Raw genomic sequence first — 25124 nt, 5'->3', positions numbered from 1 at the left:
CGCGGCCATGCGCCGCACTACGCCACGCCTGTTCACCCACCTGCGCCGCCATCGCGGCGTGTGGATGCTCGCGCTCGCGGTACTGCTGTTCAAGGTCGCGATGTCGACCTTCTGCGTGCTCGACGGCCCACGTGTCGCGTTCTCCGGCGATGCCGCGGGCGCCACCGCCGTTTCGGACACGACGCTCGGCGACGGCGACCTCTGCGTGCTCGACGAAGGCAAGGGTTGCCATTGCACGTGTGCCCACGCGGTGGCGTTGCCGACGAGCATCGCCAGCGTGATCGTTCCCTCGCTGGTCTCCCGCGTACACCCCGCGCTGCCCGTCATGGCGCCGCCGGCCTTCACTCGCTCTCCCTTGCGCCCCCCGATCGCCTGACATCCGACTGCCCGGCACCGGCCGCCTGAGCGGCCGTGTCGATTCGTGTCCGACTCCAGGAGATCCACCCATGTTTTCCCCGCGTACCGCGCCCCGTGGCGCCGTGTGCCTGTGGTTGTCCCTGTGTGCATTCGCCCCGCAGGCGCTTGCCGCATTACCGGCCAACTTTTCCGCCCCGCCCGCCGTACGTGACGCTGTGCACCGGGTGCTGGCAAACCATCCACGCATCCAGTCGGCCGATGCCGTCCGGCGTGCCGCGCTGGCCAACGCCCGTGCCGCCGCGCAGCCGGTATACAACCCCTCGCTGACATTCGAAGGCGAGAACGCGGACGTCGATCGGCGTACGGCCGGAGCAAGCCTCGCACTCGACCTCGGTGGCAAACGCCGCGCACGCGCGGCCGAAGGCGACGCGGCCTTGCGCGTAAGCGAGGCTGGCTACGCGCTCGAGCGGCGCGACGTGGCAATACAGTGGCTGAAAGCCTGGTGCGCCACGCGGCTGGCCGCGCGGCAAAGCGGCCTGGGCCGGCAACGCGTGGACCTGATGCAACGTTTCGACCGGCTCGCCGCGCAGCGGCTCGCGGTCGGCGACATCGGCAGTACGGAACGCGACCTCGCAGCCTTGGCACTGGGCGAAGCGCAGATCCAACAGGCATCGCTCGCCGGGCAGGAAGCGATGGCGCACGCCGCGTTAGAGGCTGTAGACGTGGATGCGGCGTCGACACTGCCACCCTTTCCCACCGCCTTGCCACCCGAGCCGGCCGCGGTCGCGCCGCTCCCGGCGGACATTCGGCCCGAGATGGTCGAAGCGCGTGCGGGGCAGGAGCGAGCGGAAGCCGGCGTCGTCGTCGTGGAACGCGCCCGCCGCCCCGATCCGACCTTGAGCCTCACCGGCGGACACGTGCGCGATGGCGCTCGCAGCGATCGCGTCTTCGGACTGAGCGTATCGATTCCGCTGCCCGTACTGAACACGGGACGAGCCGAGATCGCGGCGGCACACGCGGAGGCGGACGCGGCCAGCGCCAACCGTCGTGCCGTGTTGCTGCGTTCACAGGCCGCGCTTCGACAGCAGGAGGCCACATACGGCGCCTTGCTCACCGCCGCCCGTGCTTTCCGTGGAAGCCGCGCAAGCGCGCTCGACGAGCGTACCGCCTTGCTGGAACGGCTGTGGCAAGCCGGGGAGATCGGCACCTCCGATTACCTCGTGCAGCTGAAGCAAAGCCTCGATACCGCGTTGTCCGGTCTCGCCCTCGAAAGCCAGGCCTGGCAAGCCTGGTTCGACTACCTCGCCGCCGCCGGCCGTCTCGACGACTGGATCGACGGCGCTCCGCTGGATACCGCCCGATGAACGCTCAACTCCGTCGACTCATCCTCGTACTCACTCTCCTGGCGATCGTACCCGGTCATGCCCAGGCACGCACCGAGACGCGCGACGATCCGCTCGCCCTCGACGAGGCCGCCGTCAAGGAAGCCGGTATCGTCGTCGACACCCTGCGCCCCCGCGCGATGAACGACCTGATCGTCGCACCCGGTGAAGTGAAGGTGGATGCATATTCCACGGTGCTGGTTTCCCCGCGCATCGCGGCACAAGTCATCGCACGTCGGGCGAAGCTGGGCGACGTGGTGGCCGCCGGCACGCCGTTGGTCGAGCTCTCCGGCGTGGAGGTGGCCGAGACGCAGGGACAACTGCTCGTCGCCAGCCAGGATTGGCAACGCGTCTCGGCACTCGGCCCCCAGGCCGTGTCCGCCCGGCGCTACAACGAAGCGCTGGTGGCCCGCGACCAGGCCCGGGCGAAACTGCGCGCGTTCGGCCTCTCGGAGGGCCAGATCGCGCGCGTGATCAAGCGTGGTTCGTCAGCCGCCGATGGCCGCTTCGAATTGTTGGCACCACGCGCCGGGCGGATCACCACCGACGACTTCCTCGTCGGCCAGCGCGTGGAACCCGGGCAAACCTTGTTCACCCTGGTGACCGAGGATTCCATCTGGGTCGAGGCACGGCTGCCTCCCGCCGTGGCGAAGGGCGTAAAACAAGGAGATGCCGTGACCGTGGGCGCCCACGGTACGGAGCTTCCGGGCAAGGTGCTCCAGCGCTCGCACCAGACCGACGAGACGACGCGCACGGTGGCCGTACGCATCCAGGTCGACAACCGCGACGACCTGCTGCATCCCGGCGAGCTGGTGGAAAGCCGTATCGCCATCGGCCTTCCCACCCAGCGGCTGGCGGTGCCGTCGGAAGCCGTACTGCTTCTGCAAGATCAGCCCACCGTCTTCGTACGCCGGGGCGCGGCCGGCCGGTTCGACGCCGTTCCCGTGGAAACGGACGCGACCGTCAATGGCTGGACCCCGATCCGGCAAGGGCTGCGTGCCGGCGACGTCTATGTGAGCAAGGGCGCCTTCGCACTGAAGGCAAGGCTCCTGCGCTCGCAGCTGGGGGAAGAGTGATGTTGCAACGCCTCGTCGCACTCTCGCTGCAATACAAGCCACTCGTGCTGATCGCGTTCGCCGTCGTGGCCCTGCTCGGCATCCGGGCCACCGGTGGCTTGCCCATCGACGCGTTTCCCGACGTGACGCCGGTACAGGTCAATGTCTACACCGAGGCCGCCGGCCTCGCCGCCGAGGATGTGGAGCGGCTGCTCAGCACGCCCGTCGAATCGGCGCTTGCCGGACTGCCCGGCGTCGAGGACATCCGGTCGGTGAGCCTGTTCGGCCTGTCGTATGTCTCGGTGTACTTCGACGACGGCACGGACATCTACTTCGCACGCCAGCTCGTGAACGAGCGCCTGCAACAGGTGGGCGACCGGCTTCCCGCGGGCTATGGCAAGCCCGAGATGGGGCCGAACACCTCGGGGCTCGGACAGGTGTTCTGGTACACCGTCGAGCGCAAAGGCGAGGCGACAGCCAAGGCGCCCTCCGACATGGACCTGCGCAGCCTGCAGGACTGGACATTGCGCCTGGTGTTGCGCACCGCTCCCGGCGTGGACGACGTCACGTCCTGGGGTGGGCAGGAGAAGCAGTACCAGGTGCGCGTCGATCCGATCCGGCTCTTCGCCCACGGGCTCGGCATCAAGGACGTCATGCAGGCGGTGGAAGCGAACAATGCCCAGGTCGGGGGCAACGTCGTCGATGCCGGCCGCGAACAATACCTCGTGCGCGGCCTCGGCCTGGTGCGGCATGCCGCCGATATCGGCGGCATCGTCCTTAAAGCCACGGATGGCACCCCGGTCTACCTGCGCGACGTGGCGACCGTCGTCGAAGCCGGAGCACCCCGGACCGGAGCGGTGACCCGCGACGGCAAGGAGGTGGTCATGGGACAGGCGCTGGCCCGCATCGACGAAAACGCGCGCAACGTGGTCGACGCCGTGAAGGCGAAGCTGGCGACACTGACGCGGGCCCTGCCGGAGGGCGTCGTCGTCCGTCCGGTCTACGAGCGCAGCGACCTCGTCGACGCTGCCGTCGGTACCGCGACGCGCGCCTTGGTGGAGGGATCGATCCTCGTCGCCGTGGTGTTGTTCCTCTTCCTGGGCGAGCTGCGCAGCGCCCTGATCGTCGTCGCGACCTTGCCGCTGGCCCTGCTGATCGCCGTGATCTGCATGGCACAGGTCGGGCTTTCCGCGAACCTGATGTCGCTCGCCGGACTGGCGATCGGCATCGGCATGATGGTGGACGGCGCCGTGGTGATGGTCGAGAACGCGTTCCGCCTCATGGCCGAGCGCAAGGCGCGCGGCGAACCGGAGGACCGCACGGCGGCCGTGCGCGACGCGGCGCGCGAGGTCGCCACGCCGATCGCCTTCGCCATCCTCATCATCATCGTGGTGTTCCTGCCGCTCTTCGGCCTGCAGGGGCTGGAAGGCAAGATGTTCAGGCCCATGGCCTACAACATCGGCTTCGCCATGGCGGGGTCCCTGGTCCTCGCGCTCACGCTCATTCCCGTCCTGGCGGCTCTGCTGCTCAAGCCCGGCGAGGAAAAGGACACCCGCCTGGTCGCCTGGCTGAAACGCGGCTATGCGCGCGTGCTGCGCTGGTCGCTCGCACACCGGCCGATCGTGATCGGTCTCGCGGGGACCGCCCTCCTGGCGGCGCTCGCCCTGTTTCCCTTCCTGGGCAAGGAATTCATGCCCAACCTGCGCGAGGGCGCGATCATGTGGCGGATCACCTCGATTCCGTCGGCCTCGCTGGAAGAATCGATCGGCATATCGAAGCGCGTCGCCGAGCGGATCAGGAACCGTTTCCCCGAAGTGGAAACCACGCTGGCGATGATCGGGCGCGCCGAGAAAGGCGAGACGGCGGACGTGAACTACATGGAGGTCTATACGCCGCTGAAACCCAGATCGCAGTGGCGCGCCGGACAGACCCTGGAGTCGATCGAACAAGCCATGCAGGACGACCTCGGCGCGCTCCTGCCCACCGCGGTGGTGAGCTACACCCAGCCGATCCAGATGCGTGTGGAGGAGTTGATCTCCGGCGTGCGCGCCACGCTGGCGCTGAAGATCTACGGCGACGACCTGGGCGAACTCGACAGGCTGGCCTCGCGCATGAAGGACGTGCTGGCTCGCATACCCGGTGTGGCGGATCTCGCGCTCGAGGCCAACATGGGCAAGCCGCAACTGCGCATCGAGGTGGACCGTGACGCCCTGGCCCGGTACGGCCTCAACGCGGACGACGTGCTCACCGTGGTGCGCAACGGCATCGGCGGCGAAGCGGTGGGCACCCTGCTCGAAGGCGTGCGCCGCTTCGACATCGCGATACGCCTGGACGATGCCAGCAGGGCGTCGCCTGTCGCGATCGGGCGGATTCCGATCCGGGCGCCGTCCGGCGCCCTGGTCCAGCTCGGCCAGGTGGCGAAGGTGACCACGGCGGAAGGGTATTCGTTCATCCGCCGGGAGGCCTTGCAGCGTTACGCCGTGATCGCCATGGACGTACGCGGGCGCGACATCGACGGCTTCGTCCGCGAGGCGAACGAACGCATGGGCGCGTCGGTCACCCTTCCCACCGGCTACTACACCGCATGGGGCGGCGCCTTCGAGAACCAGCAGCGGGCGCTCCGACGCCTCGCCCTGATCGTCCCGGCGACCATCTTCCTCATCTTCGTATTGCTCTACACCGCCTTCAATTCACTGCGCCGCGCGAGCCTGATCCTGGCCAACGTGCCCTTCGCGATCATCGGCGGGATCTTCGGTCTGTACATCACCGGCCAGTACATCTCGGTACCTTCGGCGATCGGCTTCATCGCCGTCTTCGGCGTGGCGATGCTGAACGGGATCGTGCTGGTGAGCTTCCTCGATGCGCAGCGCGCCGCGGGACTCGACGTACGCGACGCCGTGCTGCGTGGCACGTCCCTGCGCTTGCGGCCGGTGTTGATGACCGCGAGCGTCGCGATCCTCGGCCTCGTGCCCATGCTGCTGTCCAGCGGCGTGGGGGCGGAGACGCAACGGCCACTGGCGACGGTGGTCGTGGGCGGCCTCGTTACCTCCACCCTGCTGACCCTGGTGCTGCTGCCGGTCGTCTACGACTGGATGGAGCGGAAAGCGAAGCCGAAGTAGCGGTCCAGCGAACGCTCCGGATGGAATGGAATCATGCAGGACCGTTGCGGATTCTCCCAGCGGTCCTGCAATTCGTAACCGAGCGACGAGAGTCCGCCGAGGAATTCGCGCTCGGCGGTCACACGGTAGGGACAGCAGGCGGTGCCGATGTTCTGCACGGTGAAGTACGACTCACGCATGTGGACGGGCACGGAGTTGAGCAGAAGGAAGCGTGGCCGCCGCTCCATCGCCTGCAACGCCTCGACCAGCGAGTAACGCAGGTACTGCAACGAGCCCGCCGCGAAAAGCACATCCACCCCGGATGCCTTCGCCAAGTCCCCGGCGAAATGCAGGCGTCCGGCCGGGTCATGCTCCTTCGCCCACCGCTCGCCCGCGGCATTCACGGCCGGCACGTCCATCACCGTCCAGCGCAGACCCGCCGGGTAGGCAAGGTATTTCTGATAAGCGTAATAGGCGATGCCGATGTGTCCGCCGATGTCGAACACGGTACGCGCGCCGTCGGCGAAGAAGCGGCCGAGCCAGTACATCATCGGATAGTCGTTGATGAAGATCCGTCGGGTCCGCTCACGGTAGAGTTCGGCCGAATCGGTATTGTCGTAGCCGCTGGTGTTGGCCGCGGGAATGCTGGCCTGGGCTTCGTCGAACGTGGGGAACACGCCACGATACAGATGGTGGGTCAGTGCCCGGTGCGCGAAGAACGTCCGTGTGTATCGCGCTTCGAGAAAGGAACGGATCAACGGCAACCTTGCCGTCGCCTCCTGGTACGGCCGGGAGTCGACTTGCGTGTTCATGAGCACCTCTGGGCGGATCCTGCGACCCTAAGCCTGCGCCTCAATGTCCGTCCTGCCCATCGTCCAGAGGCCTAGTCCATCCGGCCAAGAGGCTGGGGAGATCAACCCTGGCGGCGGGCCTGCATGTCCGAACGCACGCGGTGCAAGCCGCGGTACAGCCAGCGAAGCGGCGCATACATGTGAAATCCGGCGGTGGCACGGGTGGCACGCACCACGTAGAGCGACCCGCACGGCTCCGCTCGCGTCGACAGCAGCCGTTTGTACTGGTTGTCGCCGTAGCCGAAGCTGATCCGCTCGCCGGGGAAGCGGTCGAGCAACCCACGTACCGCCTGGAACACGGCCACCGACCCGATGCCGATCTTCGCGACCTCCTCGTCGTAGCCGAGATCGTCGACGAGATACGTGCCCGCGATGCGATAGCCGTGCACATACGCCAGCGGCCGTCCGTCACGGACCACCACATGGCCGATCAGCTGGCCCGCCTCGGCGAGGCGTTGGAATAGCGCGACACGTTCGGGGGCCTCCCAGTCGATCGGCAGGTCGGCGTGATGCCAGGTCCTCGGATACAGCTCGTTCATGAGGCGGCCGTACTCGGCCATGTCTTCTCCGCGATCGAACACGCGCAGCGCCGCGTCACCGCCGAGCTTGCGGTAGGCGCGGCCGACCCTCTGCACGAGGTCGGCACGCTTCTTCTTGTCCATGGCGGCAAGCCATGTTTCGGAGGATGGCTGCGGGTCGACCGACCAGTGCACCTGGTCGAGCAGGTGAGCCACCACGGTACGAAAGCCACCGCCATGCGACAACGAGGCGGCGAAGCGATTGGGCAGGTCCGCTTCCTGGATGCGGACGACACGGATACCCGGGTCATGGGCGATCTGCCGGGACACCAGCAGTTCCACGGCGGAACGCTCCCCTTCGTTCGCGACGACGCCGGCACCCAGCATGCGCAGGGCCGCGCCGCGATAGAGCTGCAACCGCCGCCCCGCGAGGTCGAGCCGCGCCGTGTGATCGATGGCCAGCAGCGGCGCGTAGCCCGCCACCCTGCCCTCCGCATCGCGTACGACGATCACGTGCGGCACGGTGCCGTCGTGACGGCTGACCACCTCGTACTCGATCCAGTCCGGGTGTTGCACGATGCCGCTAGCCGCGCCCGGCTGTTCCGCGACGCGCGCCAGTTCATCGCGCAGGCCGCGAAGGGCGTCCAGGGTATGCAAGGTGGAACAGACGTAACTCATGGGCTGGCCTTCGCCGAGGAAGGTTGGACGAACTGGAGCCCCCGGATCAGCAACCGTCCGGGCGGTCCGAGGCGACGGCTGATACCCGTCATCAGGTTGAGGTCGTCGCCGGTCCAATAGCGAACGAGCATGCTGCCTGGCAGGTACAGGGCCATGAACACGGCCGCGCCAACCAGGAAGCCGAGTCGCGACGGCGTGGCGGCGGTGGCTCCCCAGGCGGCGAGCGTGGCGACCAAACCCACCGCGAACAGGCGCGACATGGCCGCCACCGGCAGGGCGCCGCTGGTCGCCTTGCGCAGGTAGTGGATCGCCAGTGCCATTTCGACGATGCGCGTACTGGCATAGGTGACGACAGCTCCGGCCAGGCCGAGCGGCGGAATCAACGCGGCGCCGAGCACGGCATTGGCGGTCAGCGCGACGACGGCGATGCGAATGCGGTCGTCCTGCCGGTCGACCACTGTCTGGAAGGCCGCGATGCCGTTACCGATGAGCAACAGGCCGCCCAGCACCAGGGTGGCCTCGATGGCGGGAATCGCATCGACGTAGCGGTTGCCGTACATCAGCCGGACGATCTCCGGCGTGGTGACGAGACCCAGCCCGGCGATGGCGATGCCGACGGCCCAGTAGAAGCGCGTGGCTTCGGAAAGGAAACGCGCGGCGCGCGCTGTTCCGCTCTCGCCATAGGTCTTGGCCATGTACGGCAGCAAGGTGGACGTGAGCCCCACCGAGAACAACTGCACGGCGCCGCGGGTGAGCGTCCCGGCGATCGCGAAATAGCCCACCGCGACCGACCCGGCGAAGGCATTGAGCAGGAACACCTCGATCGTGCCGACGCGGAACGATCCCATCAGGACCAGGGCCGCGGTGAGGCGGAGGTGGCGATTCACCCGTGTGTTCACGTCCGGCGGGATCGGGCCCGGCGCGTAGGGGCGGCAGCAGCGACGATAGGCCATGCGGTTGATCAGGTTCAGCAGCAGGCACGCCACCGCGAACAGCGCCACGAAGGACACGAGGTCCGCGTGCACGATCATCGCCCCTAGGACGAGCAGCATGCCGACGATGCCGGCGGCCACGGTGGCTACGGCTTCCGGCTCGAAGCGCTCCTGACCCTTGCCGATGGCGACGAGCATGGCGTAGTTGGCTTTCGCGACCACGGCCACGACGACCAAGGCCATGATCGGCAACAGGGAGTGGTCCCATTCGGACGGACGGAACAACCACCCGATCAGGACGAACAGGAGGATGACCGCCAACGAGCTGTAGGTCTGGATGTGCGAGAAACGCGCGGCCAGATGCGACGCGAGCGATGCATCGCCCATGCCGTCGGCCTCGGCGATGAACTTCGTCGACGAGGTGGTCAGCGCGTGGTTGGAGCAGACGATCAGCCAACCGCACAACCACACGGTGAAGGCATAACGGCCGAAGTCGGACGGACCCAGCGAGCGGGCGATCCACACGCTCATGAGCAAGCCGAGCGCGTACTCGATGTACGTGGACACCGTGACGATGCCGATGCTGCGCAGGACGGCGACGCGGCGATTCATGGCGATGTCGTCCGTTGTCGCATGCCGGCGCCGGCGGGTTGCGCCATCATCCACTGCGCCACGCCGGCGCCACGGTTGTTCCAGTTGAAGCGGCGCAAGGTGTCCGATATCGCCGCGCACGCAGGGCTGTACGACGCGGCGATCGCCTGGAAGCGCTTCTTCAAGGCGGCGGCTTTCGCAGGATCCGTCTCGAAATACCACGCGGCCGCCACCGGCAAGCCGAGTTCGACCGTGTGGCCATCGCTGTACCAGCCCTCGGTATCCTGGATCTTCATCAACGCATCGGCTTTGGCCTGCGACGACGACCAATACCATGCGATCTGTCCGTGTGGACCGGAGCAATCGTTGCGCCAGTCGTGCGGCGGCACGAGCCGTTGCGGATCGATCCAGCCGTATCGCTCCAGGTAGCGTCCGAAATCGGTGAGCATGCCAGGGATGCGCGGGTCGGCCGTGACCAGCCACGCGTGCCACAGGCCGTCGACGATGTTCTCGCTCATCCACGGCGAGGCGCCGCGTACGTCGCCACCGCCGTGCGGATCGTTTTCATGCACGTTCCAGCTGTTGCGCCATGAGCCGTCGTCGCCCAGACCATCCGGATTCATCCGCTGGTGATCGTGCAGCCAGCCCACGCGCGCGTCGATGCGCTGCCGGAAACGCGCGTCGCCGGTGAGTTCATAGGCCGCCACTGTCTCGACCAGTCCGAGGCCGGCGAGGCGTTCGGTGAAATAGTCTTCCGGATGCCGGTATGGCCCCGGCGCACCGTTCCAGCCGCCGCTGTCCCACAACCCGGCCATTTTCGCCACGGTCGCCGCATCGTGCATGGAGTCGTCGCCCGTGAGCGCCACGGCGAGCAGCACCGGCTCGATATACACGTATTTCACGTCGCACGGCTTGCCGTCGGGGAGCCAACCCCCGCCACAGGATGGGCTCACCGGCATGCCATCCCGCTTGATCCCGGCCATGTACCAGCGGTAGCTCATCTCGGCCGCTTCGAGGTAATCCGCCCTGCCCGTGCGCACATAGGCCTTGAACAAGGTCGACGGCCGGTCGAACAGCCATGCCGTCGTATCCTTCGTCGGCAGCGCGGACGCCCAGCGGAACTGGCCGTCGACATAGCGGGCGTAGGGCTCATCGGCCGCCGCCACGGACTGCGGCCCGGCGATGAGCGAAGCGGTGAGCCATTCCGGCGTCAACGTCGCGATAGCGGCGAGCCGGCCGTCGACGAGGCCGCTGGCATACGGCCAGCCGCCGATGTCCGCCTTGCGCGAGGTGTCGAGTGTGAAATAGTAGATGCCGGGTGCCGCGTGGAATTGCACGCGTACGGCACGCACGCTGCCGTCGCGGAAATGCCAGGCAAGGGTGGAAGCGACGGCGGCGGGAATCTCGCGGCCGTCGCCGTCGACGATACGAACCTGCCTCGGATCGCGCAGCAGGCGCGGCGGGAACGGAATTCCCACGGTCACCGGCAAATCGTCGCCACGTCCCGCCAGCCGATGCACCTCGATCCTTCGAATGGCTTCCGTGGAAGCCTTGGTGGAATCCCTTCTCGAAGCCCCTGCGGAAGCCTCTGCGGAAGCCCCTGCGGAAGCCCTTGAGGACGCCCTTTCGGATGCCCTCGAGGATCCTTCAGTGCAAGCTCTTGTGGGAGCCGCTTCAGCGGCGATCCCGCGGCAGCGGGCCAGCGTGACGCAAGCACCCATCGCCGCTGAAGCGGCTCCCACAGAAGAGCTGGTCGCTCTCACCGGGAGAAAAGCGGCAGCCAATCCCAGGAACACGCCAAGTATCCAGAGCACATGGCGCGGAAGCACCGATGACGGTGGCAGCGATACATCGAGGCGGCGCGACGCGCGCCTGCGCTCGCGCAGCGACACGTGACAACGGACGCTCATGCCACGGACGCGGTGGGCAAGGCGCTGCCAGCCAACCGGTATTCCCATGACAAAGCGGTGCGGACGATGACGTCGAGGTCGTCGTAGCAGGGTTCCCAGCCGAGCTCGCGGCGCAACCTGTCGCTGCGCGCGATCAGCTGCGGGATATCGCCCGGACGGCGCGGCAATTCCAGCACGTTCAGGGGATGGCCCGCCGCACGGGCCACGGCGTGAATGACTTCGCGCACGCTATATCCATGGCCGTAGCCGCAGTTGAGGGTAAGTGACGCGCCGCCTTCGCGCAGGTGATCCAGTGCGCGCAGATGCGCCGCCGCCAGGTCTTCCACATGGATGAAATCGCGCACGCCCGTACCATCCGGGGTGTCGTAGTCCGTGCCATAGATCGCCACGCAGGGCCGCTTCCCGACCGCATGTTCGCAGGCCACCTTGATCAGCAGCGTGGCCTCCGGCGTCGAGTGACCGATCCGGCCCTGGGGATCGCAACCGGCTACGTTGAAGTAGCGGAGGATCACATGGCGCATCGCCCCGGTGGCGCACCAGTCACGCAGCATCGTCTCGGACATCAGCTTCGACCGGCCGTAGGGATTGATCGGCTGGGTGGGTGTGTCCTCGTCGGCGATGCCCGCCTCGGTCGTTCCGTAGACGGCCGCGGTGGAGGAGAAGATGAACTTGTCCACGCGCGCCTGTGCGCAGCATGCAAGCAGACTCCGCGTATTACCCGTGTTGTTGGCGTAGTACTTGAGCGGGTCGCTCATCGATTCGGGAACGACCGTGTGCGCGGCGAAGTGCAACACGGCATCCACGCGATGCGCCTCGAGCACGCGTGCCACCAGGTCGGCGTCGCCGACGTTGCCCTCCACGAAGGACGCGCCGCGGACCGCCTCGCGGAAGCCGGTCGAGAGGTTGTCGATCACCACGACACGATCGCCGCGTTCGACCAGCTGTTGCACCGTGTGGCTACCGATGTAACCGGCGCCACCCGTGACCAGGACCGAGTTCATGGATGCCTCCCGGCCGCGGCCGGCGGGAAATTCTGCGTGAGCCAGCCGCCGATGCCGTCGAGCAGACGGGCACGGTCGCCGGTGAGGATGTAGGTGTGATCGGACTCGGCGGAGTACCGCGTGGTCACCGCCGGGTGGCTCATCACCTTGCCGAAGCACTCGCGGAACTGCCGCGCGTGGTTGAAGTAATTGCTGATGCCGCCCGAATAGACCAGGTACAGCTTCATGCCCCGGGCCACCATGCCGGTGAAATCGGCGATGACTTCCTCGCGCGGTGCGGGTGCCACCGCGAACACCGGCTCGGAGACCGGCTTGCCGCCACCGTTCGCGCCACCGCGCCGCAGTAGCAAGCGGGCCCAGCGGCCGGGATCGACGATGCGCGGCAGGTAATGACGCAGTTTGTAGCCGATCGTCCGGTACGCGTACCCGTCGAGGAAAACCGCGCCGGACACCCGCGGATCGGTGGCGGCGACGATGTGAGCGTTCTGGGCGCCCGAACACAACCCCACCAGCACGAAGCGCTCGCAGCCGGCGCGGGCCTTGAGCAGGCTCATCGCGTCGTCCAGATCGGCGCACACCTGCTGGGTCCGTGTCTGGCCACCTCCGGTGGCGGCACTGTCGCCCAGCGTGGACAGGTCGAAGCGCAGCGTGGGATAGCCGCTGGCATTGAGCTGCCGGGTCAGTTCGACATGCAGGCGGAAGGGGCCGATGCGATGAACCAGGCCCGCGTTCACCACGATGACGCCGGTTTCACCGGTCGCCGCCGCAGGTACGCCGGCGATGCCGACGAGATGGCATCCGCGGCCGAACCGGTGGGCTTCCTCGCGCATCACGCGGTCTCCTTCAGACGGCCGCTGACGGCCTGGATCAGCGGCTGCGACAGGATCGCGCTTTCCAGCCGGCGCAAGTCATTCCATGGGGTGGGCGGGGTGATCGAAGCGACCGCGCCACGCGGCGAGACGATGCGCTCCCAGCGTGATGCCGGCGCCGCAGGCAACGAATCGAGCACCAGGGTGGGCACGTTCGCGGCATGCAGGTGCAGCGCGGACAGCTGCCGGCGCAGGTGGTCGCCGATGTCGAAGCCCAACCATTGCTCGGCGATGTCGGCGTCGCTGCGTGGACGGGTGAAGCGTTCGGTATCGTCACGCAGCGCCACCTGCAAATCATCGAGCGCGGAAACATAATCGCCGCCATCCAGCACGGGATCCCAGGCGATCACTTCGGCGAAACGCGCACGTTCCGCGGCAGCGAGCGCCACGCTGCCGCCCAGGCGCGCACCGAAGGCCACCACGCGGTCGATGCCCGCACGCGCGCGCAGTTCGTTGGAGGCGACCCCCGCATCGGCGACGCAACGTTCCCAATCCACCTCGGCGCTGCCACCCGCGGAATCACCCGTGCCGTAGTAGTCGAAGCGCAACACGGCCAGCCCCTGCGCGGCGAGCGCCTGCGCCAGCTGCCGATAGAGACGATGGCAACGGATCAGGTCCTGTCCCAGCGGTGGGCACATCAGCAACGCGCGGCGCGCCGGCGGGGCGGGTGCGTGGTACATGCCGAAGAGATCGCCGGCGGGACCGAAGTAGAAAGGGATCTCGGCGTCGGTTCGCATGGTCATCTCCGGTAGACCACGCCGACGAAGAACTGGGTCTCTCGATAGTCCTGGCCCACGGCATCGCTGTTACGCCGCTCCCGGGACACGGAAACATGCCAGCTCCAGTGCCGGTTCACCTGCTGGCCAAGATCGAGGCCCAAGCGCACCGTGGTGTCCTTGCGCTCGAGGCTGTCGTAGGTGAGGCGGCTTCCCGTGGCGTAGCCGGTGAGGGTCAGCGTGGGGCGGATCCTGTAACCCACGCCTATGCTGACCCCCTTGTCGGTCTGGTCGAAGGTGGGATCGCCGATATAGCGCAGCTTGTTGAAGGAAGGGGACACGGTCAGCACGATGCGTTCCGAACGCCAGTTCCACGTGGCCTCCAGCCGCTTCTCCTTGTAGACCTGCGAACCGATCACCGCGCTGCCCACGCCCACACCCGTGCCGTTGCCGCGGCCCAGGCCGCCCGTGGCGGCGAACGGATCGAATGCCTCGACGCGATCGGCCACCGTGGCGTCGTACACGCCGGGCGTGGTGATGATGTCCTGCGCCGCATCGGCGTATTGGTAGGCACCGGTGACGGACACGGTATTGCGTGCGCTGGGCCGCCAGCCGAGGCTGAGACGGGCCAGCGGCGCCGACTTGCTGGAACCATCGTCGAATTCGAGGCGAGTGCCACCCGCCAGCACGTCGACGTCGAAACGCGCCAGCGTGCTGGTATAGCGGACGAAGGCTTCCTTCCGGTCGTAGTTCGCCTCGCTGGGCTGGTTGGTGAAGTCCACGCGCTGGAACTCGACATTGCCCGACAACTGGTCGGTAGGGCTGAGATCGCGGTAGACACGGAACGCGGCGAGGCCGCGCGAGGAATCGAAGTCGTCCACCTTCGACGCGTAGCTGTTGATGTAGCGCAGCTCGAACTGGCCGCGGGCGGCATCCCCGAAGCGCATGCGCAGGGTCGGCCCGAGCACCAGTACGTTGGTCTGTTGCTGGTTGTCCGGGGAGTTGCTCGATAGCTGGTCGACCGGCTGCACGCCGGCATAGTCCTCCACCGAGAAATCGAGACGGTCCGGTGCGATCGTCCAGTTGCCCTGCCCGGCCAGCTGGGTTTGCGCCTGCGAATCGAAATGGTTGCCCAGGTACTTGCGGTACTCGAAGGTGCCGGCCACATTTGCCTGGAACGTCGAGCCCATCTGGGTGAACTGGAAGGTGCCGCCCGGGGTCAGTACGTTCTCGCTGACGGGCCGCTCCGACGAGAGGGCGATATTGTTGCTGTGCTCCAATCCTGCATAGAGCGTGTAGTCGAGCGTACCGGCCAGCACCACGCCGGGTGCCGACACGAGCGCGAGCACGATGGCGCGGGCGAGCCTGGACGGTGCCGGCATATTCCCTCCCTTTACCCCTGTTGGCGCACGACGCCTGCCGGCCGCGTGCCAGGGTGCCGCGCTCACGGCGATTGGTTGAACACCACGCCGGCGAGTTTCGCCGGGTCGAAGTTGGCGACGGCCTGGTTGATCGTCGCCGGCGTATCGCGACCGTAACCGGCGACGATCACGACGAAATCCGCCAGGTCCGAAAGAATCCGGGCATCCGGCGAACCCTTGATCGGGGGGCCATCGAGGAACAGGTACCGGTCCGAATAGCGGCAGCGCAGCGAATCGAGCACCGCGCGCATGCGGAAAGAGGAGAAGTACTCACCGCTGTTCTCGCGCGACTTGCCAGCGGGTATGAGGCGCAGGCGCGGAACCCCGGTGTGGTACATGATCGACGCGATGCCGCGCGAGGGATGCTCCAGGAAATCGATCAGCCCTCCGGTACGCGGTTCCACGCCGAAGGCTTTGTGCTGGTTGGGGTAACGAAGGTTGCAATCCACCAGGAGGCTGGTCTTGGATTCGTCGAAAGCGAAGGCGGTGGCCAGGTTCCGTGCCACGAAGCTGCCGCCCGAACGCGGACTCACGGAAACCACCAGGGTCACGAAGTTGTGCTCGCCAGCCATCTCCAGCAGCCGCGTGCGGATGCCGCGGAACGCATCGGACTGTTGGCGGACCGACTCCTCACGATGGATCAGGCGCTTGCGCTCGCAGTCGATCGGCGCCAGGGCGCCGCCCTCTTCGCGCATCCGCGCGATGGAATGTCCGGGCGACGTGCGGGTTTCGCCGTCGTGGTCGACAACCATGTCGCCCATCTCGATATTGTCAGCGGCCATCTTGTTCATTGTCAGCCCTTCATCCTCAGCCAGAACACCACGAGGTACACGGCGGCGACGCCGACGATGGTCAACGCCAGCATCATGTTGTGCAGATGCTCGCGGCGACGATCGCGCGGGGTCGGGTAGAACGGAATCGCGGCAAGCACCGGGAAGCCCGTCGCCTGTTCGAGCTGGGCGACCGACCGGACGCGCGGATCGAACCGCGCCACCGCGAACAGCAGGCCGAGCGGGATCGCCAGCGACAGCGCCAGCCCTGCGAGGCCAAAGTGCATGAAGCGCAGGCCGGACGGCACCAGGGGCATCATCGCGGGGTTCTGCACCATGAAGGTCAGGCCGCGCTGTTCGGCATCGAGGTTCATCGAAACGCGTGCATTCTCGCGGCGCTTCAGCAGGTCCTGGTAGACGTCGCGGTTGACCGTGTAGTCACGGGTAAGCTCGGCGGTCACGTTTTCGGAATTGGCGATGCGCTTGCTGCGCTCCAGTTCGGCCTGGAGCATCGCCTCGCTGGCACCGACCCGTGCGGCGCTGGCCGCCGCGTCACCACGAACGGCGGCGAGCTGCAGGCGCATCTGTTGGTAGACGGGATTCATCGTCACGGCATGGTCGAGCGGGATGGCGCCACCGGAGGCGCGCTGCGCGTCCGCGGTCTGCGCTTGCCGGCGCACGTCTTCGATCTGGTGACGCAAGCGGATCACGTCCGGGTAATCCTCGGTGTAGTTCAAGCGCAGCTTGTCCAGCTGCCCTTGCAAGTCGGCCAGTTGAGTCTGGTAGATGCCCCCGACCGTCTGCACGGCGTTGACCTCGGATTCCCCATTGAGTTGCGCGGACAGCACGGCCGCCTGCGACTGCCTCTGCATGTAGTCCATGCGGTTGTTTTCGATCTGCGTGCGCAGCTGGCTGATCCGCGTGTTGGTGTCGGTCTCGCTACCGGGGCGCGCGTCCGCATTGGCGTCCCGGTACGCTTTCAATTTGTCTTCCGCGTCGGTGAGCTTCGTCCGGTACGCCTCGACCTGGCTATTGATGAACTCGTAGGCTTCGCGGCTCTCGCGTTGCTTCGAGGCCAGGCTTTCGCTGATGAACAGTTGGCCGAACGCGCGGGTGACTTCGAATGCGCGCTTCGGATCGGAATCGAAATAGCTGATCGTGATCAGGTTGTCGCGATTGTTGACCAGCTTCGTGCGCGATTTGATGCCGTCGACGATCTTGTCCCGCTCCAGCGGCGACGGGTTCGAGGCGAGCCAGCCGCCGGTCTCCAGCACCTGGTCGAGCACCTTCCTGCTGAAGATCACGTCGCGGGCGATGCCGGCACGGTTCTTGTTACCGGTGGCGGTCGCCGCGCCTTCCATCAGGGGCGTGATGATGCTCGCCTCCTGGGCGAGGATCGTGGTCGATGCCTCGTACTTCTTCGGCCAGATGGAGCCGACGCCGAGGGCCGCCAGCGCGATGACCGCGAAGGCGAAGCCCATGACGACGCGCCGCCTGCGCGCTTCGCCGATCAGTGCAGGCAGCATGCCCGCGAAAGGAACGAGTTCCCCGCTCATATGTACCCCTAGCACCCGCCGTGGCGGGCCGGTCAGAAAGTGCGTTGCGGAACGGTGATCACGTCACCGGGCTGCACCGGGTAGTTGTTCGCCAGATCGCCTTGCTGGAGGATCTTCTCCAGGCGCACGGCATAGGACTGCGTCGAGCCACTCTCGTTGCGGCGGTAGAGTTCGGTGCGGTCGGCCGCGGCGAATTCCGTCGTTCCGCCAGCGGCGAGTACGGCATCCAGCACGGTCATGCCCTGCCGGTACGGGATCGAGATCGGGCTGCGCACCGCGCCAGTGACGCGGACACGCGAAAGGTATTCGTGGCTGCGCAGCGCGGTGAGGATCACCGCCACCTGCGGGTCGCGAATGTACTGGCCCAACTTCTGCTGGATTTCCGTGGCGACCTGGTCGGTGGTACGGCCACCTGCGGGAATATCGCCAACCAAAGGCACGGTCACCTTGCCATCCGGCCGCACAGGCACGCTGACGCTGAGGTCAGGGTTGTGCCAGACGGTGACCTGCAACTGGTCGTCCACGCCGATCAGATAGGCATCCACCGCCTGCGTGGCGGCGTCCGGCCTCGGCGGCGGCGACGTGTTTCCACCGGTGGCGCAGGCGGTCGACAACACGACGGCGACGAGTACGATTGCACGGTTCCACTGTTTCATGACGTCCACCCACCCCTGTGACTTCCTCGGTGGCTATCGTCATTTCAATGCGGTCACGCGTCTATTCAACAGCCCGCCTATGCCATTCGGCAGAAGGTATGCGGAAGCGTTTCAGGTGATGCTTGAGTCGTGGCCGAGTTCATGGACATTGCCCCGCGCCTGCTGCACCCCGCCTTGCAGGCCTTGCTGCTGGGTGGCATGTCGATGCTGCTGGTGCTCCTGCGCAAGCAGGTGCCAGCGCTGGCGACGGCGCTGGTCGCGGTGGCATGGATATGGTTCGCTTCCACGCCCGCATTCGCCCTTGCCTTGCGCGACGCGCTGGTGACGCCGGCACCCGGCGCGATGCCACGCGCGGATGCCATCGTGGTGCTTGGCGGCGACAAGCTGCCCGTGAACGACTGGTCGCGCGCGACGACCCGGGCGGGCCAGGGCCTGGCGCTGTGGCGGGCCGGCCTCGCTCCCGTGCTGCTGGTATCAGGCAGCGACCAGGCCCAGGCCCTGGCACAGGGCTATGAAGTATCCGGCGTGCCGGCCCGCGACCTGCGGATCGAGGACACGAGCACCAACACCCACGAGAACGCGCGCAATTCGGCGCTGCTACTGCGAGCCAGCGGCTTGTCGGAGATCCTGCTGGTGACCTCGCCCATCCACATGCGTCGCGCCGCGGCCGCGTTTCGGCATGAAGGACTCACGGTATCCGCCGTGCCCACCGCCGACACGCACGCCATGCTGGAACGGGCCCCGTCGTGGTTGCCGCGACGCGATGCGCTCACGTTGACCGCACGCTGCCTGCGCGAATACGTGGCTATGTGGATCTACCGCGAACGCGGCTGGACCTGACGTCATGGCGTTTGTTTGGTCGCCTGGGAAGGCTCTGGTGGAAGCCGGCTTTTCGGTAATGCCAGCTTTTCCGTGGAAGCCGACCTTCGTTCACGGATCGCCGGTTTCGATCTGCAAGGAGGTCTTGCCATCGCGACGGATGAGACCCGGCCCGAACTGGACCACCTTGCCGTCCTTCAGCACGACGGTGTAGTCCTTATGGGAGAACGAAAACCTGCCCGGCCGACGGTCGAACCAGCTGAGCACCTCGTATCCGACCATGCTGCGGTCCGAATCGGGACGGCCGAGGCGTTCGATCACCTCGTCCCGCTGCGTGCCCACATCGAGCCTGGCGATTTTCGCCGCCATGCCCTGACATCCGACGATTCCGGCCGCCACGACGGCCACGGCGATCGCTCGTTTCATCCTCACCCCCGCGCGGTACGGCATCCGGTCGATGGTAGCGCACCGGCGCAAGAGCATGCGAACGGGTCGCCGTATCGTGTGATTCCCCTGCTGCCCTGCTAGGCTCGCGGCTTTCCCCCCACGGAGAAGCCCATGCTGCTCGCCCTGGCCCTCGCGATCGCCGCCGGTGATGGTTTCGAAGAACGCGTTCAGGCCGCCAAGGCGCTGGAACGGAAGGTCGACGGCAAGAGGTGGCAATCGGCCATGTGGGACCGGGTGGGCAATCCCGCGACCGACGCGTTGAAGGACTGTATCGCCAGCAACGCCCCGGCCGACAAGCGCCCGTTCACCCTGGTGGCGTACGTGGACGCCGATGGCCGTTCCAGCCAGGTGGAAGTGCGTCCGGCCACGCCGGTCGCCCGCTGCTTCGCCGGCCAGTTCAATGCCTGGACGCTGCCAACGCCGCCAAAGGCACCGGCGCCCTATCCCGTGGAGATCGACGTCACGATGGATCCCTGATCAGTCGAGCCGATCGGTGGCTTGCCATGGTGACGGACGTAACCGCATGCAAGGCGTGACGATCAGTCGCCGCGGGTGGCGTAGTGGGTTTCGACATAGTTGTCGAGGATCGCGACGAACTCGTCCGCGATGTTGTCGCCACGCAAGGTCATGGCCTTTTCTCCATCGATGAACACCGGTGCCGACGGCGCCTCGCCATTGCCGGGGAGCGAGATGCCGATGTTGGCGTGCTTGGATTCGCCCGGACCATTCACCACGCAGCCCATGACGGCGAGCGTGAGGTTTTCCACGCCGTCGTACTTCACGCGCCACAGGGGCATCTGCTCTCGCACGTGACTCTGCACCGTCTTCGCCAGCTCCTGGAAGAACTCGCTGGTGGTGCGTCCACATCCCGGGCACGCCGTGACCAACGGGGTGAACGCACGCAAGCCCATCGTCTGCAGAAGCTCCTGCGCGACGATCACCTCGGCCGTGCGCGACTGGCCCGGCTCGGGCGTGAGCGAGATACGGATGGTGTCACCGATGCCTTCTTGCAGGAGCACGCCCAGCGCCGCACTGGATGCGGTGATGCCCTTGGAGCCCATGCCCGCCTCGGTGAGGCCAAGGTGCAACGCGTAGTCGGCGCGGCGCGCGAGATCGCGATAGACCGCGATCAGTTCCTGCACGCCGGACACCTTGCAGGACAGGATGATGCGATCGCGCGGCAAGCCCAGGTCTTCCGCGCGGGCGGCCGAATCCAGCGCCGAACGGATGAGCGCCTCTCGGGCCACGTGGCCCGCGTCCCACGGTTGCGCGCGCCTGGCGTTCTCGTCCATCAGCGCCGCGACCATCGACTGGTCGAGCGAGCCCCAGTTGGCGCCGATGCGCACCGGCTTGCCGTAGCGGATGGCCATCTCGATGATCGAAGCGAACTGGGCATCCTTTTTCTTGCCGAAGCCGACGTTGCCCGGGTTGATGCGGTACTTCGCCAGCGCCTCGGCACAGGCCGGCTCGCCTTCGAGCAACTGGTGGCCGTTGTAGTGGAAATCGCCGATCAGCGGCACGGAGACGCCCATCATGTCGAGGCGCTCGCGGATGCGCGGCACCGCCGCCGCCGCGGCCGGCGTATTCACCGTGATGCGGACCAGTTCGGACCCTGCGCGGGCCAGCTCGGCCACCTGTTTCGCCGTGGATGCCGGGTCCTCGGTATCCGTGTTGGTCATCGACTGGACGACGATCGGGGCGCCGCCGCCGACGTGGACACGGTCGATCAGGACTCCCGTACTGGGGCGGCGGGTGCCGGCTTCCGCGGGACGCGGGCGGCTGGTGAGGTCTTCGGTCATAGCCGCCGATTTTAGCGCATCGGCATGACCGCTCGCCGATCGTTGTGGTTGGGGGAGCCGCTTCAGCGGCGATGGGAGCTTGGCATGGGCTGGCCCGTTGCCGCGGGATCGCCGAGAAGGTCGGCTCCCACCGGGAGTGCGCCAAGCCGGCGGGCAGGCGCCAAGCTGGCGGGAGCCGGCCTTGTCGGCGATTCAGGGTTGCGGCAACGCCCGGCCCTGCCACCGCAGCGCCGCCTGTACCAGCCGCCGCTCCAGCCACTCCGCGACCGACCCAGGCCGCTCCAGCCCCAACCGCTCCAGCGCCTCGCCCTCGCCATCCACCGGCCGGCCAGGCGCCAGCAGCGCCCGCAGCAACGCCCCCTTCCCCGCGTCGCGCAGCCATCCCAGCGCGGGCAGCAGCTGCCGCTCCACATCGGTGAAATCGCTGCCGAAGGGGAAAGGATCGAGCAGCCCGCGCCGCCGCATCGGTTCCAGCACGGCCGCCAGGCCCTCGGGCGTGTGCGCCCGCCAGGCCTCGGGCACGACGAAATCCCGCCGCAGCTTCCCCGCCCTCTGTGCCTCTTCCACCAGCCCGTCCAGAAAGCGCGCGTCGGCGATCGACAGCATCGCCTCCACACACGCCTCGTCCGACAGGCCACGCAGGTCGGCCACACCATATTCCGTGACGTAGACATCGCGCAGATGGCGCGGAATGGTTGTATGGCCATAATTGAAGCGGATGTTCGAGGCCATCTTGCGCCCCTTGCCGCGTGTGGCGCGCAGCATCAGGATCGAGCGCCCGCCGGGAAGTTCATGCGCCATCGCCACGAAGTTGAACTGCCCGCCGACACCGCTGACGACCCGGCCATCCTCCAGCCCATCCGAGACGGCGGCACCGGTCAATGTCGCCATCATGCAGGTGTTGAAGAAACGGGCGCCGCGGCGCTGCAAGGCGGCCAGCGGCTGGTGGTCGCCGTAAAGGTGGTTGACGTTGGACACGCGGCACATGTCGATCGCGTCGGGATCGTCGATTTCCGAATGGTGCATCCAGGCATACAACTCGCGCGAACCGAGCAGGAAGGCACCACGCAGGTAATGGCCACCTGCCGCGCCGACATCTTCTCCTGCCGCCGCTCGACGCTCGCGTTCCAGGTCGTCAAAGGCGCGCCGGCGCAGGATGCCTGCGCGCTGCAGATGCATGAAGCCGTCCATCACCATTTCGCTCGCGCCGTACAAGCCTGTCGTGAAGACGGCGCCTCCGCCCCAGCCATCCATGCAGCGGTGCGTGCCGCCGGTGGTATCGAGGGCACCAAGGCCTTCGCGCCAGGCTCCGTTCTGTTCATGCCTCAGCAGGAGGCCACGCACCAAGGCATCCGACAAGGCGCCGATACCGATCTGCAGCGTGCCGCCGTCGACCACCAGCGCGCTCGCATGCATGCCGAGCGCGAACTCGGCCGGTTCGATCGGCGAACGCGGCAGGGCGAACAGGGGCGGCGACACGTCGGGCTCGACAAGCAGGTCGAACAGTCCCTCCCCGGCTTCGGCGTGGCCGCTGACGTACGGCATGTCCGGGTGGGCGACGGCGACGCAGAACGGTTTCGGCTTGCCCGCCCGCGCCAGGTTGTCGAGGAGGTCGAAGGTCAGGTCGGGGTTCGACGAGAGGCTGATCCGGCCGTCACGCCGTGCCACCAGTTGGACCAGCACGTTGATATCGCGCCCCACCAGGTCGCGAGCCACGTGCGTGTAGTTCTGGCTGATGTAGTCACGCTGCGCCGAGCCGGACCCGAGCAGCGCGCCGGATTGCATGTAGAACTCGTGCACGTGGATGTTTGCCGGCAGCGCATCGCGGGCCTGCGCGATCGCATAGTCGAGGTCCACGTGGCCCTCGCCGAAATGGCGGGCGAGGAAGGGTGCGGCGAAGCGCGCGGCCAGCCCCTTTCCCGGTGACGGCCGGGTCAGCGACAGTGCCGTGAAAATCGTCAGCGAGCGGTCGTCGCGCCCCTGCACCGCGCGGTAGAGCGCATTGAGCAAGGCATGCGGCTTGCCCAGGCCCAGCGGCGCAGCCACCCGGGGATGGCCGCCGGTGCGTTGCAGGATCGCCTCGACGGCGGTGTCGGTGTCACGGTCACGCGGTATCGATGCCATGGCGGCGATCATGCCAGATGCCGATACACTCGACGCCATGAACGTCCGTCACCGCAGTACTGGATTCTCCAGCCGCCTGTTCGCCGAACAGGCATTGAGCCGCAGCGCGGGGGCGCCACTGATCGGCGGCAACGCGGTCGAGCTGTTGATCGATGCGCAAGCCCACTTCGACGCGTGGCTGGCGGCGATCGCAGCCGCACGCCGCCACGTATTCCTCGAGAACTACATCATCCGCGACGACCGCGTCGGCAAGGCCTTCCGCGACGCGCTGGTGGAACGGGCCAAGGCCGGTGTCTTCGTCGCGGTGATCGCCGACTGGGTCGGTTGCCTGGGGCAATCGCGATCCTCCTTCTGGGCACCGTTGCGCGAGGCCGGCGGGCAGGTCCGCATCTACAACCCGCCCACGCTGGGCAGCTCCTTCGGATGGGTGAGCCGCGACCATCGCAAGGTGCTGGTGGTGGACGGCGAGGTCGGCTTTCTCTCGGGCGTGTGCCTCAGCGAGAAATGGCTGGGCGACCCGGGGCGCCAGGTTCCGCCGTGGCGCGATACCGGCGTGATGTTGCGTGGCCCGGCGATCGCAGAGATCGAACATGCCTTTGCCGACAGTTGGCGCGAAGCCGGTGAACCGCTGCCAGAAGACGAGCGCCTGCGCCCCTTGAGCAGCCTCGCCACCGCCGGCGATGTTTCATTGCGCGTGATCGCCACCCAACCCAGCACGGCAGGCATGTATCGCCTGGACCAGATGGTCGCGGCCATGGCGCGGCAGACGCTGTGGCTCACCGACGCCTATTTCGTCGGCGTGGCGCCGTACGTCCAGGCGCTGTGCGCCGCCGCCCGCGACGGTGTCGACGTGCGTCTTCTGGTGCCGGGAAGCAGCGATATCCCGATGGTGGCCAGCATGTCGCGTTCGGGCTACCGGCCGTTGCTGAAGGCGGGCATCCGCGTGTTCGAATGGAACGGGTCCATGCTGCATGCGAAGACGGCCGTGGCCGACGGCCGTTGGGCACGGGTGGGATCGTCCAACCTCAATATCGCGAGCTGGCTGGGCAATCGCGAAATCGACGTCGCGGTCGAGGATGCCGGTTTCGCCACGCGATTGGCCACGCAGTACGAGGCGGACCTGGAGAACGCGACGGAGATCCTCCTGCGCCGGCGGCGCTCCCGTGCCGGCAACGAGAGCCTGCGGAGCCGGTCGCCCAGACCGCCACGACCGAGGCGGGGCGGCGGAAGCTCCAGCCGCGCGGCCGCCGGCGCGTTGCGCATCGCGAACACCGTGGGCGCGGCGATCACCCAGCACCGCGTGCTCGGCGACACGGAAACGGGTCCGCTCCTGGCGGGCGCCACGGCGGCACTGGTGCTGACGGTTGTCGGGGTACTCTGGCCCGCTGCGATCGCATGGCCCCTGGCCCTTATCGGCGCGTGGTTCACGGTGAACCTGACGGTGAGCTGGTGGAGCCTGCGCCAGCGCAGGAAGCGCGCACCAGCGCCTCCCGACCAGGCGCCGCCTTCGGAGTGAATCGCCGACAGGGTCGGCTCCCACCGGGTTGCCGCCGCCTGGTGGGAGCCGACCCTGT

The 25124-nt window shown here is 67.3% G+C and carries 21 protein-coding genes; 7 read left to right on the top strand and 14 right to left on the bottom strand.

All coding sequences use genetic code 11. From position 1 onward, the window contains the following. The first annotated feature begins 7 nt into the window (after positions 1-7). From J2T07_RS00785 to J2T07_RS00770, 4 genes are all read left to right on the top strand, one after another. Complete coding sequence (locus tag J2T07_RS00785; protein ID WP_306846580.1) at positions 8-376, top strand: hypothetical protein; 369 nt, start codon at positions 8-10, stop codon at positions 374-376. 70 nt (positions 377-446) lie between these two features. Further along, positions 447-1721 carry a TolC family protein gene (locus J2T07_RS00780; RefSeq protein ID WP_306846579.1) on the top strand — a complete coding sequence of 425 codons (1275 nt, stop codon included), beginning with the start codon at positions 447-449 and terminating at the stop codon, positions 1719-1721. Continuing rightward, on the top strand, positions 1718-2815 hold the full coding sequence (locus J2T07_RS00775) for an efflux RND transporter periplasmic adaptor subunit (RefSeq protein WP_306846578.1): 1098 nt from the start codon (positions 1718-1720) through the stop codon (positions 2813-2815). The genes J2T07_RS00780 and J2T07_RS00775 overlap by 4 nt, the downstream gene beginning before the upstream one ends. Next, the gene (locus J2T07_RS00770; RefSeq protein WP_306846575.1) at positions 2815-5913 is read left to right on the top strand and encodes an efflux RND transporter permease subunit; all 3099 of its coding nucleotides are present in this window, start codon (positions 2815-2817) and stop codon (positions 5911-5913) included. The genes J2T07_RS00775 and J2T07_RS00770 overlap by 1 nt, the downstream gene beginning before the upstream one ends. On the opposite strand, the gene J2T07_RS00765 is transcribed toward J2T07_RS00770, so the two are convergent. The 11 genes from J2T07_RS00765 to J2T07_RS00715 form a co-directional block, all read right to left on the bottom strand. Continuing rightward, on the bottom strand, positions 5877-6704 hold the full coding sequence (locus J2T07_RS00765; protein ID WP_306846573.1) for a TIGR04325 family methyltransferase: 828 nt from the start codon (positions 6702-6704) through the stop codon (positions 5877-5879). The genes J2T07_RS00770 and J2T07_RS00765 overlap by 37 nt on opposite strands. A 101-nt stretch (positions 6705-6805) precedes the next feature. Beyond that, the gene (locus J2T07_RS00760) at positions 6806-7939 is read right to left on the bottom strand and encodes a GNAT family N-acetyltransferase (RefSeq protein WP_306846572.1); all 1134 of its coding nucleotides are present in this window, start codon (positions 7937-7939) and stop codon (positions 6806-6808) included. Then, positions 7936-9483: an oligosaccharide flippase family protein gene (locus J2T07_RS00755; protein ID WP_306846570.1), complete on the bottom strand. Its 1548-nt coding sequence runs from the start codon at positions 9481-9483 to the stop codon at positions 7936-7938. Before J2T07_RS00755 ends, J2T07_RS00760 begins: the two co-directional genes overlap by 4 nt. Next, positions 9480-10982: a hypothetical protein gene (locus tag J2T07_RS00750; protein ID WP_306846568.1), complete on the bottom strand. Its 1503-nt coding sequence runs from the start codon at positions 10980-10982 to the stop codon at positions 9480-9482. Before J2T07_RS00750 ends, J2T07_RS00755 begins: the two co-directional genes overlap by 4 nt. 386 nt (positions 10983-11368) lie before the next feature. Beyond that, a complete protein-coding gene (galE, locus tag J2T07_RS00745) occupies positions 11369-12373 on the bottom strand; it encodes a UDP-glucose 4-epimerase GalE (RefSeq protein ID WP_306846566.1) in 1005 nt (334 codons plus the stop codon). Further along, entirely contained in the window at positions 12370-13203 is an 834-nt protein-coding gene (locus tag J2T07_RS00740; protein WP_306846564.1) for a dienelactone hydrolase family protein, read from the bottom strand. The genes galE and J2T07_RS00740 overlap by 4 nt, the downstream gene beginning before the upstream one ends. After that, positions 13203-13979 carry a serine aminopeptidase domain-containing protein gene (locus J2T07_RS00735; protein ID WP_306846561.1) on the bottom strand — a complete coding sequence of 259 codons (777 nt, stop codon included), beginning with the start codon at positions 13977-13979 and terminating at the stop codon, positions 13203-13205. Before J2T07_RS00735 ends, J2T07_RS00740 begins: the two co-directional genes overlap by 1 nt. Positions 13980-13981: 2 nt before the next feature. Then, the gene (locus tag J2T07_RS00730) at positions 13982-15340 is read right to left on the bottom strand and encodes an outer membrane beta-barrel protein (RefSeq protein ID WP_306846559.1); all 1359 of its coding nucleotides are present in this window, start codon (positions 15338-15340) and stop codon (positions 13982-13984) included. Positions 15341-15402: 62 nt separating this feature from the next. Then, positions 15403-16170, bottom strand: a complete 768-nt coding sequence (locus tag J2T07_RS00725) for a polysaccharide biosynthesis protein (RefSeq protein WP_306846557.1) — start codon at positions 16168-16170, stop codon at positions 15403-15405. A 2-nt stretch (positions 16171-16172) separates the two neighbouring features. Beyond that, positions 16173-17705: an XrtA system polysaccharide chain length determinant gene (locus tag J2T07_RS00720; protein ID WP_306846555.1), complete on the bottom strand. Its 1533-nt coding sequence runs from the start codon at positions 17703-17705 to the stop codon at positions 16173-16175. 32 nt (positions 17706-17737) lie between these two features. Beyond that, on the bottom strand, positions 17738-18361 hold the full coding sequence (locus tag J2T07_RS00715) for an XrtA/PEP-CTERM system exopolysaccharide export protein (protein ID WP_306846552.1): 624 nt from the start codon (positions 18359-18361) through the stop codon (positions 17738-17740). Positions 18362-18490: 129 nt separating this feature from the next. Between J2T07_RS00715 and J2T07_RS00710 the strand changes: the two genes are divergently transcribed. Further along, entirely contained in the window at positions 18491-19201 is a 711-nt protein-coding gene (locus J2T07_RS00710) for a YdcF family protein (RefSeq protein WP_306846550.1), read from the top strand. Positions 19202-19291: 90 nt separating this feature from the next. Here J2T07_RS00710 and J2T07_RS00705 read toward each other — a convergent pair whose 3' ends face one another. Further along, positions 19292-19606: a hypothetical protein gene (locus J2T07_RS00705; RefSeq protein ID WP_306846548.1), complete on the bottom strand. Its 315-nt coding sequence runs from the start codon at positions 19604-19606 to the stop codon at positions 19292-19294. A 132-nt stretch (positions 19607-19738) separates the two neighbouring features. On the opposite strand from J2T07_RS00705, the gene J2T07_RS00700 reads away from it, so the two are divergent. After that, positions 19739-20104 (top strand): peptidase C13, encoded by a 366-nt coding sequence (locus J2T07_RS00700; protein ID WP_306846546.1) that lies wholly within the window; start codon positions 19739-19741, stop codon positions 20102-20104. 62 nt (positions 20105-20166) lie between these two features. On the opposite strand, the gene ispG is transcribed toward J2T07_RS00700, so the two are convergent. Next, complete coding sequence (gene ispG, locus J2T07_RS00695; RefSeq protein WP_306846544.1) at positions 20167-21426, bottom strand: flavodoxin-dependent (E)-4-hydroxy-3-methylbut-2-enyl-diphosphate synthase; 1260 nt, start codon at positions 21424-21426, stop codon at positions 20167-20169. A 192-nt stretch (positions 21427-21618) separates the two neighbouring features. Then, entirely contained in the window at positions 21619-23550 is a 1932-nt protein-coding gene (locus J2T07_RS00690; RefSeq protein WP_306846543.1) for an acetyl-CoA hydrolase/transferase C-terminal domain-containing protein, read from the bottom strand. Positions 23551-23560: 10 nt separating this feature from the next. Here J2T07_RS00690 and J2T07_RS00685 point away from each other — a divergent pair, with 10 nt between their 5' ends. Then, positions 23561-25066, top strand: coding sequence for a phospholipase D-like domain-containing protein (locus J2T07_RS00685; RefSeq protein ID WP_306846540.1), 1506 nt, complete (start codon positions 23561-23563; stop codon positions 25064-25066). Positions 25067-25124 lie beyond the last annotated feature (58 nt).

The organism is Luteibacter jiangsuensis (assembly GCF_030812295.1).
Classification (GTDB): domain Bacteria; phylum Pseudomonadota; class Gammaproteobacteria; order Xanthomonadales; family Rhodanobacteraceae; genus Luteibacter; species Luteibacter jiangsuensis_A.
Note: the sequence above shows the minus strand (reverse complement) of the source record. Positions and strands in the feature narration are given on the sequence as shown.